This is a genomic window from Enterobacter sp. E1, from assembly GCF_016809815.1.
GTDB lineage: Bacteria > Pseudomonadota > Gammaproteobacteria > Enterobacterales > Enterobacteriaceae > Enterobacter > Enterobacter adelaidei.
In genome coordinates this window covers 135,898-148,784 of the sequence record NZ_JAFBJM010000009.1, presented here as the reverse complement: position 1 = coordinate 148,784, position 12,887 = coordinate 135,898, and the positions used below count along the sequence as shown (strand labels likewise).

General features: G+C 53.5%; 10 protein-coding genes and 1 rRNA gene. 8 read left to right on the top strand and 3 right to left on the bottom strand.

Annotated elements, in window-relative coordinates; translation table 11 throughout:
• The first annotated feature begins 5 nt into the window (after nt 1–5).
• The 4 genes from rrf to JGF26_RS19035 all read left to right on the top strand — a co-directional run bounded on the left by rrf (nt 6) and on the right by JGF26_RS19035 (nt 3,242).
• Nucleotides 6–121 (top strand): 5S ribosomal RNA (gene rrf, locus JGF26_RS19050).
• A gap of 124 nt (nt 122–245) precedes the next feature.
• Nucleotides 246–1,274, top strand: coding sequence for a UDP-N-acetylmuramate dehydrogenase (gene murB, locus JGF26_RS19045; protein ID WP_134708517.1), 1,029 nt, complete (start codon nt 246–248; stop codon nt 1,272–1,274).
• A complete protein-coding gene (gene birA / locus JGF26_RS19040) occupies nt 1,271–2,242 on the top strand; it encodes a bifunctional biotin--[acetyl-CoA-carboxylase] ligase/biotin operon repressor BirA (RefSeq protein ID WP_134708518.1) in 972 nt (323 codons plus the stop codon). The genes murB and birA overlap by 4 nt, the downstream gene beginning before the upstream one ends.
• A gap of 7 nt (nt 2,243–2,249) precedes the next feature.
• Nucleotides 2,250–3,242, top strand: coding sequence for a glycosyl hydrolase family 8 (locus JGF26_RS19035; protein ID WP_134708519.1), 993 nt, complete (start codon nt 2,250–2,252; stop codon nt 3,240–3,242).
• Between the two features lie 50 nt (nt 3,243–3,292).
• Here JGF26_RS19035 and bcsG read toward each other — a convergent pair whose 3' ends face one another.
• Genes bcsG through bcsE form a run of 3 tightly spaced genes read right to left on the bottom strand, consistent with a single transcriptional unit; the run spans nt 3,293 to nt 6,718 of the window.
• A complete protein-coding gene (gene bcsG / locus JGF26_RS19030; protein WP_028018363.1) occupies nt 3,293–4,972 on the bottom strand; it encodes a cellulose biosynthesis protein BcsG in 1,680 nt (559 codons plus the stop codon).
• A complete protein-coding gene (gene bcsF, locus JGF26_RS19025) occupies nt 4,965–5,162 on the bottom strand; it encodes a cellulose biosynthesis protein BcsF (protein ID WP_028018362.1) in 198 nt (65 codons plus the stop codon). The genes bcsG and bcsF overlap by 8 nt, the downstream gene beginning before the upstream one ends.
• The gene (gene bcsE / locus JGF26_RS19020; protein WP_028018361.1) at nt 5,156–6,718 is read right to left on the bottom strand and encodes a cellulose biosynthesis c-di-GMP-binding protein BcsE; all 1,563 of its coding nucleotides are present in this window, start codon (nt 6,716–6,718) and stop codon (nt 5,156–5,158) included. The genes bcsF and bcsE overlap by 7 nt, the downstream gene beginning before the upstream one ends.
• 172 nt (nt 6,719–6,890) lie before the next feature.
• Between bcsE and bcsR the strand changes: the two genes are divergently transcribed.
• The 4 genes from bcsR to bcsB are packed head-to-tail and all read left to right on the top strand — an operon-like array spanning nt 6,891 to nt 12,886.
• Nucleotides 6,891–7,079, top strand: coding sequence for a cellulose biosynthesis protein BcsR (bcsR, locus tag JGF26_RS19015; protein WP_008503237.1), 189 nt, complete (start codon nt 6,891–6,893; stop codon nt 7,077–7,079).
• Between the two features lie 11 nt (nt 7,080–7,090).
• Nucleotides 7,091–7,843 carry a cellulose biosynthesis protein BcsQ gene (bcsQ, locus tag JGF26_RS19010; protein ID WP_129324563.1) on the top strand — a complete coding sequence of 251 codons (753 nt, stop codon included), beginning with the start codon at nt 7,091–7,093 and terminating at the stop codon, nt 7,841–7,843.
• Nucleotides 7,840–10,455 (top strand): UDP-forming cellulose synthase catalytic subunit, encoded by a 2,616-nt coding sequence (gene bcsA, locus JGF26_RS19005; protein ID WP_134708520.1) that lies wholly within the window; start codon nt 7,840–7,842, stop codon nt 10,453–10,455. Before bcsQ ends, bcsA begins: the two co-directional genes overlap by 4 nt.
• Nucleotides 10,456–10,465: 10 nt before the next feature.
• The gene (bcsB, locus tag JGF26_RS19000; RefSeq protein ID WP_134708521.1) at nt 10,466–12,886 is read left to right on the top strand and encodes a cellulose biosynthesis cyclic di-GMP-binding regulatory protein BcsB; all 2,421 of its coding nucleotides are present in this window, start codon (nt 10,466–10,468) and stop codon (nt 12,884–12,886) included.
• Nucleotide 12,887 lies beyond the last annotated feature (1 nt).

The following is a 12,887-nucleotide window of genomic DNA, read 5'->3' as shown; positions in this document are numbered from 1 at the left end:
ATTTGCCTGGCGGCTTTAGCGCGGTGGTCCCACCTGACCCCATGCCGAACTCAGAAGTGAAACGCCGTAGCGCCGATGGTAGTGTGGGGTCTCCCCATGTGAGAGTAGGGAACTGCCAGGCATCAAACAAGTGAAGAGGCCATCCGGAAGGATGGCCTTTTTGCGTTTCTACGGCGCACAAACAAATCCCCCAACTCCTTGCTTATACGGTAAACTACCTCCGTTTTTGCATCAGGATAGCGTCTATGAACCACTCCCTTAAACCCTGGAATACCTTTGGCATTCAACGGAATGCTAAACAAATTGTACGTGCCGATACTGCACAGCAGTTGCTGGATGCATGGCAAAGCGCAACAGAAAACGACGAACCCGTACTGATTCTGGGCGAAGGAAGTAATGTCCTGTTTCTCGACGATTTTGCCGGAACGGTGATCGTCAACCGCATCATGGGAATTGATGTGGAAGAGCGCGTTGATAGCTGGCATCTGCACGTAGGGGCCGGAGAGAATTGGCATCATCTGGTGCAATTTACCCTTGAAAAGGGGATGCCAGGTCTCGAAAATCTTGCACTCATTCCTGGCTGTGCCGGCTCGTCACCCATTCAAAATATCGGTGCCTACGGCATCGAGCTAAAACACGTCTGCGAATATGTCGATTGTATTGAACTAGCGACCGGAACGGCTCAGCGCTTGACGGCCGAACAGTGCCGTTTTGGCTACCGCGACAGTATTTTCAAACATGAATACCAGGATCGCTATGTGATTGTGGCCGTTGGTCTGCGTCTGGCGAAAAACTGGAAACCTATCCTCACCTATGGTGATTTAACACGTCTTGACCCAGCCACTGCAACCGCACGTGAGGTGTTTGAGTCTGTTTGCCATATGCGAATGACCAAACTTCCCGATCCAAAAGTGAATGGAAATGCCGGGAGTTTCTTCAAAAACCCAGTCATCAGTGGCGAAAATGCAAAAGCATTTCTCGCTGGATGGCCTGCTGCACCACATTATCCGCAAGCTGATGGCAGCGTGAAGCTGGCAGCGGGCTGGCTCATCGATCAGTGCCAGTTAAAAGGTGCCACGAAGGGCGGGGCTGCAGTGCATCGCCAGCAGGCTCTGGTTCTGATTAACCAGGGCAATGCGACCGGCAGCGATATTGTGCAACTGGCACACCATGTCCGTCAGTGTGTGGGCGAAAAATTTAACGTCTGGCTGGAGCCAGAAGTCCGCTTCATTGGCCGCACTGGTGAAGTGAATGCCGTGGAGACCATCGCGTGAAGGATAATACCATCCCGTTAACACTGATTGGCATTCTTGCCGACGGTGAGTTTCATTCTGGCGAGCAGCTGGGTGAGCAACTCGGCATGAGCCGTGCCGCCATTAACAAGCACATCCAGACCCTCCGTGACTGGGGTGTGGATGTCTTCACGGTTCCCGGAAAAGGATATAGCCTGCCGGAGCCAATCCAATTGCTGAATGAAGAAGCGATCCGTAACCAGATTGGATATGGCAATGTTGCAGTGCTGCCAGTGATTGATTCGACGAACCAGTATCTTCTGGATCGTCTGCCTGAGCTGAAATCCGGAGATGCCTGTGTTGCGGAGTATCAGCAGGCCGGTCGTGGTCGTCGTGGCCGCAAATGGTTCTCGCCATTTGGCGCCAATCTCTATCTGTCCATGTACTGGCGTCTTGAGCAGGGGCCTGCTGCCGCTATTGGCCTGAGTCTGGTCATTGGCATTGTCATGGCAGAAGTTCTGCACGATCTGGGTGCTGATAAAGTGCGCGTTAAATGGCCTAATGATCTGTATCTGAACGATCGTAAGCTTGCAGGTATCCTGGTCGAACTGACAGGAAAAACAGGCGATGCTGCGCAGATCGTTATTGGCGCAGGCCTCAACATGGTGATGCGCAATGTACAAAATGATGTGGTGAATCAGGCCTGGACTAATCTTCAGGAAGCGGGGATCGTCATCGATCGTAACACCCTTGCCGTGCGTATGATTAAGGAATTGCGCAGCTCACTCATCCTCTTTGAACAGGAGGGGCTGGCACCCTTCCTGTCTCGTTGGGAAAAGCTGGATAACTTTATCAACCGCCCGGTGAAATTACTGATTGGTGATAAAGAGATCTACGGAACATCCCGTGGCATTGACGCACAGGGGGCGTTGATCCTGGAGCAGAATGGCGTGATCAAGCCGTGGGTGGGCGGTGAAATTTCACTGCGAAGTGCTGAACAACCGGAATGAGTTAATTATGCGAAAACCCGTCTGCGCTACGCTGGCTGTGATGATGAGTTTGCTCTTCTCTCCTCTCTCTCAGGCGGGTCAGGCCTGGGAAAGTTATAAGGCACGCTTTTTCAAACCGGAAGGCCGCATTGTCGATACCGGCAATGGTGACGTTTCGCATACGGAAGGCCAGGGTTTCGCCATGCTGATGGCGGTGGCCAACAACGATAAACCCACGTTCGATAAGCTCTGGCAATGGACAGACAGTCAGCTTAAAAACAAAGAGAGCGGCCTGTTTTACTGGCGTTATAACCCCGCAGAATCCAACCCGGTTGCCGACAAGAACAACGCCTCAGATGGCGATGTCCTGATTGCCTGGGCACTGTTAAAAGCCGACGCGCGCTGGCATGACAAACGCTACAGCGCTGCATCGGATGCAATTACAAAAGCACTGATTGAGCACAACGTGATCCGCTATGCGGGTTACCGGGTGATGCTACCCGGTGTCCAGGGATTTAACCTTGATGGTGAAGTGGTACTGAACCCTTCTTATTTCGTGTTTCCGGCATGGCAGGCCTTTGCCGGGCGTAGTCATTTAGCTGTCTGGCGTGAATTGATTAAGGATGGAGAACGCCTGCTGGGGAAAATGGGCTCGGGTAAAGCGAATCTGCCCACTGACTGGGTCTCTCTGGCATCGGGTGGCAAGCTGGCTCCGGCCAAAGGTTGGGCACCGAGGATGAGCTACGATGCTATTCGTATTCCGCTGTATGTGGCCTGGGTTGATAAGCAAAGCCCACTGCTGACACCGTGGCGAGCCTGGTTCGGTCAATTTCCCCGGGAACAAACTCCCGCCTGGGTTAACGTCACCACTAACGAGTATGCACCCTACATGATGGAAGGGGGCCTGCTGGCAGTACGTGATTTAACAATGGGACAGTCTTCCACAGAACCCGAAATCACCTCAAAAGATGATTACTATTCAGCAAGCCTGAAGATGCTGGTGTGGATCGCCCAACAATAATCAGAGCATTCCCTCTCCCGGCGGGAGAGGGAAACAATGCCATTAGCATCTTACTGCGGATAAGGTACCCAATCACCGCCGTTCAGACGAACGTACGGTTTGTTCTGATACTGAATCACCACTGCGTTGGCGTTCTCAGAGACTTCTGCCGTTTGCGGCAGATTGCTGGTGAGCTGATCCCAGTTCACGCTGTCTTCTACAAACAGCTTCCCGTCAACGGCACGGGCAACCAGCTCGGAGATCGCCAGATAGCTGGTTGGCTGGGTGATTTCAATCGGTGCGCCCTGATGCGGAGCCTTCATACCAAAGAATTTAATACCTGCAGGCACGTTGGTAATGGACGGGCTTGGGATATCACGCAGACCTGACACCTGCATCCTGTCGCCTTTCAGCGCGCCACCGTGTTCAGGTACCACAACCACCATCACTTTACGGCCTGATTTTTCCAGCTCCGTAAAGAATGCGTCCAGCTCGTCGAAGAGTTTCTGCGCACGCACCTTATAGTCTGCCGTTTTGCTCACGCCCGGGAAATGGTTACCGTCGTGAAGCGGCAGGGTGTTAAAGAATGTCGCACTGCGAGGATTATTATCCTTTTCGATGGTCTGCAGCCAGCGTTGCAGCACGGCGGTATCGTCATAAACAGGTGAACCGTCGAAGCCCAACAGAGAAACCGGCAGACCCGTTTGATCCATCAGCGGAGCCTGCATTCCCCCTTCCTGACGTACCTCTTTCAGGAAATCACCAAACACACCGTTATGACCCAGCATCAGATGCTGTGTAAAGCCCAGTTTTGCCAGGTTATCGAACAGATAGCACTGGTTTCCGGCCGGTTGATACAGGTTTTTATGTGATGGCTGGCCGCAGCTTGCGCGCAGCAGACGAATTGCCGCCGGGCCGCTGTACGAGGTTGCAGAGTTGAAATCTTTAAACTGAATGTCGAAATGTGACCACAGCGGATGCGACATCAAACCTGCAGCATCCACATCTGCCCAGGAGAGTGAACAGATGTTGATCACCAGCAGTTCAAAGGGCTGAGCATCTGCCGGTAGCGCATCCGGGAACTTAGTCTGTCGCTTATCTTCCGCGGTATAGAAGCTGGAAAGCCAGGCGTTCAGGTTAGTGGAGGTCGGCGGTGCGGTCTGAGTAGGGATATCTCCCACCACAGGCGTCTCGCTCGCCGTCGCGACGGTTGCCGCCGCACTGCCGCCGGTGGTGGTGACGGTTGTTGTCGGTTGACCCGCAGGCCACAGAGAAAAACCGGGGCCTGCAAGCGTCAGCACGTTAAGCCAGATCATAATGGCGACGACAAACACCGTGACGCGGATCCACTGTGACAGAAATAGCCATGCAACCAACAGCACAAAGACGGCACCAATCATCTGCCAGTTAATAAAGCGCTCGGTCAGGTCAAGGACATAGCTGGCGCTAAACCCGGCCACCTGCGATCCCTGGCTCATAATGCTGTCTGGCCCCGGTAGCCAGGTATCATGCCAGAACAGTGCAAAGCCGACAGGAATGGCCACCCAGTGGCGTAAGCGATGCAGCCTGATATTTGGCAGGGGCATCAGCAGGAAGGCCATAAACACCAGGTTGAGAAGAGGATGGAAATTCAGATAGCCTGCCCACAGCAGACCAAACTTCACCAGAAAGTAGAAGTTCCAGCCAGAAAGGCCGCGCCAGTATTGCCACAGTGGCGAGGGTGACGAAGCGGTATAGGTAGAATTAGTCATGTTTTCGGTCTGCCTTGACGTGTGATGCCCGTGTCAGTGTTCCGGCTGGTTTTACATAGCGAGGTTTTACAAACAGTATTCTGGCCGTATCGCGGATACGACGCAGTGAATGGCGCGCGTAGTAGCCAAGCGGGAAAAAGATCAGCGCGCAGAATACGACCAGTTGAATGATATCGCTGATACTCATGATGGTGCGTTCTCCCCATTCTCAGTTAATAAGCGAAGGGGTTCCGGAACCCGACGCCAGACGTGTCCATCATGTCTGGCATTGAGAATCGGTTTAACCTCACTCTTGATAACGAGCGGTTTAACCCATTGTTCAGGCTTGAGGGCGCGCATCTGCACCAGCTCTGCACTGATAGAGTTATCTTCGAACCAGATCATACGGTTAGAGAAAATATCCCCGGTTGGCAGGGGGAAGATGTGGTTAAGCGCGGTATCAAGATCGTTTACCCGACAGAAGGATAAAAACAGTACCAGACGATTGTCGCCAATGGTCATGATGTCCCCAGTGCGGTTCGGGCGGCATAACGTGAGAGCCTGTTCAACGCGAATACCCGGTACAGGGCGCAGGGCAACCATGACCCCTTTTCCGTCTGCCGGAAGCAGCGTGTTATTCATCATGTTGCTGACGGCGTCGCAGAAAGTATCCCATTTTTGGTATCCACGCAGTTTCATCGGCTGCGTCATTGAGAGCAATGTGGCTACATCTTCCGGGACATGGCGGCTGAACTGCTGGCCCTGAACGCTTTCGATAAGCGTCAGGCAGCGCGACAACGGCGCATTCCATGGAATGACCATATTTGCACCGCAGCCCAAAAGCAGACGCTCATCGGTGGCGCGCAGGCTGGTATTGTTTTCACGCACGATTATTTTTAATGCGCTTCCGCGCTGGCGGCGTAAGGTATGGATTTGCCTGGCCAGCGTCTCAATCTGGTTATTCTGCATCAACGAGAACACAATCGTTGCTGCCTGCGTTGTGCGGGCTTCATGAAAAAGCGCTTCGTTAGATTCAAACAGTGACCAGTTTTCTGACAGAGCAGGTGCTCCCTCTAAAACCGCAATATGGCTCAAAATACGTTTTTCATCACTACGTGGTTGCACCACGGTTTCTTCCTGCTTTGCCAGGTGCCACTTACCCTCGATATGTTTAAGGGTCAGCTGTTGCCTGGCGCTCACGCCTTTTTCATTACACCAGAATGCAATGTCGTAGAGATAGCTGCCCACCTGATCGCGCACACTTGCCAGACCGAACAGGGAACGATATTCACCCATTAAAAGTGAGAAGAGCTTGTCGTTATTACTGCCAGGATTGATTATCAATAGCGTGCAATTTTGAAATTTTGTCCATTTATTGATTTTTTCCAGCCAGGCCAGCAGTTTTTCTGCGGGGATATTTTGCAGGACGTTATTTGCACATTTAAGAATCACTAAATGGTGATCCGGATCAATAGTGCACTGAACGTCGCGGGACAAAAAGTATAGACTATCGACTTCCGCTGGCATGGAAAATAATCGCACAGACTGCGGTCCGCGGTCACTTTCGAGCGAAATAATTTTCTTCGGGTCTTCACCCATGCTAATGACAGCTACGCGGGAATCCTTATCCTGCGCGGCAATTGTCTGGTTTACCAGACTGATAGCATCTTCATTTCGGTCCGTATTAATCCACCAGACTCCTCCGACTGGCATGTGGCTCAATTCGTCCCATAATGACTGGATGCCAATAGAAAATATGGAGTCCACGGTGTCCCTCTTTTCGTCTAATTTATCTGTATCTCAGTTTACTAGCGAAAGCGTAGAAATAAACCTAACATTGAAATTAAAGAACATCAGATTTAGCATGTAAATGAAATTTGATAGGCAGGATGCCTCGCGACTTCTGAACATGCGATTTTACTCAAAGGGATGGAAGAGAATGGATAATAATGAACCCGGTACCCCAGTCGACTCAACCCTGGGTTACACATTCCAGAATGATTTTCTGGCGCTTACGCAGGCCTTTTCTTTACCTGAAATAGATTACACCGATATTTCCCAGCGGGAACAGTTGGCTGCGGCTATTAAACGTTGGCCGTTATTAGCTGAATTTGCCCATCAACAATAAGGGAGCCATTGATGGCCATACTCGGATTACAAGGCATCCGTGGCGGGGTGGGTACCACATCCGTGACTGCGGCGCTGGCGTGGTCATTACAGCTTTTAGGTGAGTCGGTGCTGGTTATTGACGCCTGCGCCGATAATTTGCTGCGTATGTCGTTTAACGTCGACTTTACACGTGAGGAGGGGTGGGCCCGCGCGCTGCTCGATGATAAAGACTGGCGGGATGCGGGTATGCGTTATACCTCCCAGCTTGATTTACTGCCTTTTGGTCAATTGACCACTGCGGAACGCGAAAATGAGGCGGCTTATCAGCGTCTTTTTTCGCAATTCACGCTTGCGCTGCAGAGCCTGAAAGAAAAAGGGCACTATAAATGGATCCTGCTGGATCTGCCGCATGGCTCCGGCACGCTGACCCGACAGCTTATCGCGCAGTGCGATCATGTCCTCTCGATCGTGAACGTCGATGCGAATTGCCATATCCGTTTGCATCAGCAAGGGCTGCCTCAGAATGGACATATTCTGATTAACGATTTACGCATTGGCAGCCAGATCCAGGACGATCTGTATCAGGTGTGGCTGCAAAGCCAGCGCCGCTTGCTTCCGATTGTCATCCATCGTGATGAGGGAATGGCAGAATGCCTCGCCTCTAAGCAACCGCTCGGGGAATACCGCAGCGATTCACTGGCGGCAGAAGAAATTCTGACACTGGCTAACTGGTGTCTGTTGAACTTCGCCAACGCGGCGGACCCTGCGGGGAATTCGGTATGAGTCGTCTCGCCAGCTGGTTACTCATCCCGCCGGTCAGTTCGCGTTTGAGCGAACATTACCGGCATTTTCGCCGGCATGGCGCTTCGTCATTTAGCGCGGCGCTCGGCTGTTTCTGGATGATTCTGGCCTGGATGTTCATTCCACTCGAACACCCGCGCTGGCAGCGCATACGTGCACGGCACAGTGAGTTATATCCGCATATTAACCCGGACCGGCCACGGCCTTTGGATCCGGCGCGATATCTTATTCAGGCCATCTGGTTGGTGGCAACGTCCCCCCGGTCGGAGAAAAAAGTGCCGCACTGGCGCAGCTTCTCTCGCGTTCAGCAGTTACGTGAGCGGTACCATCAGTGGCTGGATAAATTGCCCGATAGCGTTACCGATAAGACCAGCCATCTGGACAACCATAAAGAGCTCGGGCATCTTCACCCGGGCTTGCGGCGTTTTATTCTCGGCGTGATCGTCGTCTTCTCGCTCATCCTGGCGCTGGTCTGTATTACGCAACCCTTTAACCCGCTGGCACAGTTCACCTTCCTGATCCTGCTGTGGGGCGTGGCATTGCTGGTTCGCCGTATTCCGGGGCGTTTCTCAGCCCTGATGCTGATTGTATTGTCGTTGACCGTCTCCTGCCGTTACATCTGGTGGCGTTATACCTCAACGTTGAACTGGGACGATCCGGTCAGCCTGGTGTGCGGTCTGATACTGCTGTTTGCAGAAACCTACGCGTGGATTGTACTGGTGCTGGGCTATTTCCAGGTGATCTGGCCGCTCAACCGCCAGCCGGTTCCGCTGCCAAAAGATACCGCGCAGTGGCCGTCGGTTGATCTCTTTGTGCCCACCTACAACGAAGATCTGAGCGTGGTGAAAAACACCATTTATGCCGCGCTGGGTATCGACTGGCCAAAAGATAAACTCAAAGTCTGGATCCTCGACGACGGCAACCGTCCGGCGTTCCGCCAGTTTGCGGAAGAGGTGGGCGTAGAGTACATCGCCCGTCCAACTCACGAGCATGCTAAAGCCGGGAACATCAACAACGCGCTGAAGTATGCCACAGGCGAGTTTGTCTCGATCTTTGACTGCGACCACGTGCCGACGCGCTCGTTCCTGCAGATGACCATGGGCTGGTTCCTGAAAGAGAAAGAGCTGGCGATGATGCAGACGCCGCACCACTTCTTCTCGCCAGATCCGTTTGAACGTAACCTCGGCCGTTTCCGTAAAACCCCGAACGAAGGCACGCTGTTCTATGGCCTGGTACAGGACGGGAACGACATGTGGGATGCCACCTTCTTCTGCGGCTCCTGTGCGGTTATCCGCCGCAAACCGCTGGATGAAATTGGGGGTATTGCGGTTGAAACGGTCACCGAAGATGCGCATACCTCGCTGCGTCTGCACCGTCGTGGTTATACCTCTGCCTATATGCGTATTCCACAGGCTGCCGGTCTGGCAACGGAGTCACTGTCGGCGCACATTGGCCAGCGTATTCGCTGGGCACGCGGCATGGTGCAGATTTTCCGTCTCGATAACCCCCTGATTGGGAAAGGGCTCAAGTTGGCGCAGCGTCTCTGCTACGTCAACGCCATGTTCCACTTCTTGTCCGGTATCCCGCGGCTAATCTTCCTGACTGCGCCACTGGCCTTCCTGCTTCTTCATGCTTACATCATCTACGCCCCGGCGCTGATGATTGCGCTGTTTGTTTTGCCGCACATGATCCACGCGAGCCTGACGAACTCGAAGATTCAGGGTAAATACCGCCATTCATTCTGGAGTGAAATCTACGAAACGGTGCTGGCCTGGTATATCGCCCCGCCAACGATGGTGGCGCTGATTAACCCGCACAAAGGTAAATTTAACGTCACCGCGAAGGGCGGTCTGGTGGAAGAGGAATACGTCGACTGGGTGATCTCCCGTCCGTATATCTTCCTGGTATTGCTGAACATCGTTGGCGTTATCGCGGGTATCTGGCGCTACTTCTATGGCCCGGAAAACGAGATCCTGACCGTGTTTGTGAGTATGGCATGGGTGTTCTACAACCTGATTATCCTCGGTGGCGCAGTTGCCGTGTCTGTAGAGAGCAAGCAGGTACGTCGTGCGCATCGTGTTGAAATCTGTATGCCTGCAGCGCTTGCCCGTGAAGATGGACATCTCTTCTCCTGTACCGTGCACGACTTCTCTGACGGTGGTCTTGGGATCAAAATCAACGGTCAGGCGAAAGTGCTGGAAGGGCAAAAAGTTAACCTGCTGCTTAAACGCGGCCAGCAGGAGTATGTCTTCCCGACGCAAGTTGTTCGTGTTGCCGGGGATGAAGTCGGTCTGCAGCTGATGCCGTTGACCAAAAAGCAGCATATTGATTTTGTGCAGTGTACGTTTGCCCGCGCGGATACGTGGGCTCTCTGGCAGGACAGCTTCCCGGAAGATAAACCTCTGGAAAGCCTGCTGGATATTCTGAAGCTGGGGTTCCGTGGCTATCGTCACCTTGCAGAATTTGCCCCGTCGTCGGTGAAAATAATTTTCCGGTCACTTACTTCGCTGGTTTCCTGGGTCGTGTCGTTCATTCCTCGTCGTCCTGAGCGGGATGAGGCGAAGCAGGCGGACCCGGTTATGGCTCAACAATGATGATAACGCGATGAAAACAAAACTTTCCTGGTTATGTGCAGTGGCAATGGGGATGAGTGCAATCCCCGCAACAATGGCTAATGCAGCACCTGATAACGCAGCGGCAACGCCTGCGCCAACGGTGCCTGTCGTCGCGCAAGCAACCGATGCGGTTGTCACTGCGGCACCCGGTCAAACAGAAAATATCACTCCTAACCAGCCAACGGAGGGGAACACCCTGCCGGCAGACAGCCAGGTCATCGGGCAGGTGATGCCGGGCGTTCGGGGCGCAAATGCGCCCGTTGTCGCGGACAATGCCCCGTCACGTGACGTGAAGCTGACCTTTGCGCAAATTGCGCCCCCTCCGGGAAGTATGGTGCTGCGCGGCATCAACCCTAACGGCGGTATTGAATTTGGTATGCGCAGCGATGAGGTCATCTCTAATGCGGTGCTGAACCTTGAATACACCCCATCGCCGTCGCTGTTGCCGGTGCAGTCTCAGCTGAAGGTTTACCTGAATGATGAGCTGATGGACGTTCTGCCCGTCACGAAAGAGCAGCTGGGTAAAAAAACACAGGCTCAGGTGCCGATCAATCCGCTGTTTATCACCGACTTTAACCGTATCCGTCTGGAGTTTGTCGGTCATTACCGTGATGTCTGTGAAAACCCGGCCAGCAACACGCTGTGGATGGATGTGGGACGCAACTCCTCGCTGCAGATGACCTACCAGTCACTGGCGCTGAAAAACGATCTCTCAGCGTTCCCCATTCCGTTCTTTGACCCGCGCGACAACCGTCCGCTAACCCTGCCGATGGTCTTTGCCTCTTCCCCGGATGTGACTGAGCAACTCGCGGCCACGATTGTGGCATCCTGGTTTGGTTCGCGTTCCGGCTGGCGCGGGCAGAGCTTCCCGGTGATGTACGATAAAATGCCGGACAGAAACGCCATCGTCTTTGCGACCAATGCCAAACGACCCGCTTTCCTGCGCGAGCATCCAGACGTCAAAGCGCCAACCATTGAAATGGTAAGCCACCCGGATAACCCGTACGTGAAGCTGCTGGTGGTCTTTGGTCGTGATGATAAAGATCTGGTACAGGCTGCAAAAGCGATTGCCCAGGGCAATGTCCTGTTCCGCGGTAGCAGTGTTGTTGTGGATGAAGTTAAACCACTGCTGGCGCGTAAACCTTATGATGCGCCAAATTGGGTACGTACCGACCGCGCAGTGACGTTTGGTGAGCTGAAAACGTATGAAGAACAGCTGCAGGCGACCGGTCTTGAGCCTGCGCCAATTAGCCTGTCACTGAATCTGCCGCCGGATCTGTACCTGCTGCGTACCAACGGGATTGATATCAATCTGAATTACCGTTACACCGCGCCGGTAACGAAAGATAGCTCGCGCATGGACATCAGCCTGAACAACCAGTTCCTGCAATCGTTCAGCCTGCAAAGCACGCAGGATACAAACCGACTGATGCTTCGTCTGCCGGTATTGCAGGGGCTGCTGGACGGTAAAACGGATGTCTCTATCCCGGCGCTGAAGCTGGGTGCGGTAAACCAGCTGCGCTTTGATTTCCAGTACATGAACCCGATGCCAGGCGGTTCGATAGATAACTGCGTGACCTTCCAGCCTGTACAGAACCACGTCGTGATTGGTGATGAATCGACCATCGACTTCTCGAAGTATTATCACTTCCTGGCGATGCCGGATCTGCGTGCATTTGCTAATGCGGGCTTCCCGTTCAGCCGTATGGCCGATCTCTCTGAATCCATTGTCGTTATGCCAAAAGCGCCAAATGAAGGGCAGGTGACAACGCTGCTGGATACCATGGCGACCGTCGGAGCACAAACGGGCTTACCGGCAATTAACGTCACGTTGACTGATGATGGTAGCCAGATCCAAAACAAAGATGCAGACATCATGCTGATCGGTACCATCCCGGATAAGCTGAAGGATGATAAACGTATCGATCTGCTGGTGAAAGCGGCTCAGTCGTGGGTTAACACCCCGATGCGCCAGACCGAGTTCCCGAGCATCATGCCTGATGTTAACGATCGCCAGGCCAGCGTGCAGACGGCCGTAACGTCTCGGGGAGCCATGGCCGCAGTGGTGGGCTTCCAGTCACCTTACAACGAGCAGCGTAGCGTTGTGGCTCTCCTCGCGGACAGCCCGCGTGGGTATGAACTGCTCAATACCGCGATGAACGACAGCGGTAAACGTGCCGCGATGTTTGGTTCGGTATCGGTAATACGTGAGTCTGGCGTCAATAGCCTGCGCGTAGGTGATGTGTATTACGTCGGTCATCTGCCATGGTTCGAACGTCTGTGGTATGCGCTGGCTAACCATCCGGTTCTGCTCGCCATCCTGGCCGCGGTCAGTGTGGTTCTGCTGGCGTGGGTGCTGTGGCGTCTGCTGCGTATCATTAGCCGTCGTCGCCTGAACCCGGATGAGTAAG

Bases quoted from the DNA above. Each gene is read 5' to 3' on its own strand.
- murB (WP_134708517.1), top strand. From the start codon at position 246: ATGAACCACTCCCTTAAACCCTGGAATACCTTTGGCATTCAACGGAAT.
- JGF26_RS19035 (WP_134708519.1), top strand. From the start codon at position 2,250: ATGCGAAAACCCGTCTGCGCTACGCTGGCTGTGATGATGAGTTTGCTC.
- bcsG (WP_028018363.1), bottom strand. From the start codon at position 4,972: ATGACTAATTCTACCTATACCGCTTCGTCACCCTCGCCACTGTGGCAA.
- bcsR (WP_008503237.1), top strand. From the start codon at position 6,891: ATGGATAATAATGAACCCGGTACCCCAGTCGACTCAACCCTGGGTTAC.
- bcsQ (WP_129324563.1), top strand. From the start codon at position 7,091: ATGGCCATACTCGGATTACAAGGCATCCGTGGCGGGGTGGGTACCACA.
- bcsA (WP_134708520.1), top strand. From the start codon at position 7,840: ATGAGTCGTCTCGCCAGCTGGTTACTCATCCCGCCGGTCAGTTCGCGT.
- bcsB (WP_134708521.1), top strand. From the start codon at position 10,466: ATGAAAACAAAACTTTCCTGGTTATGTGCAGTGGCAATGGGGATGAGT.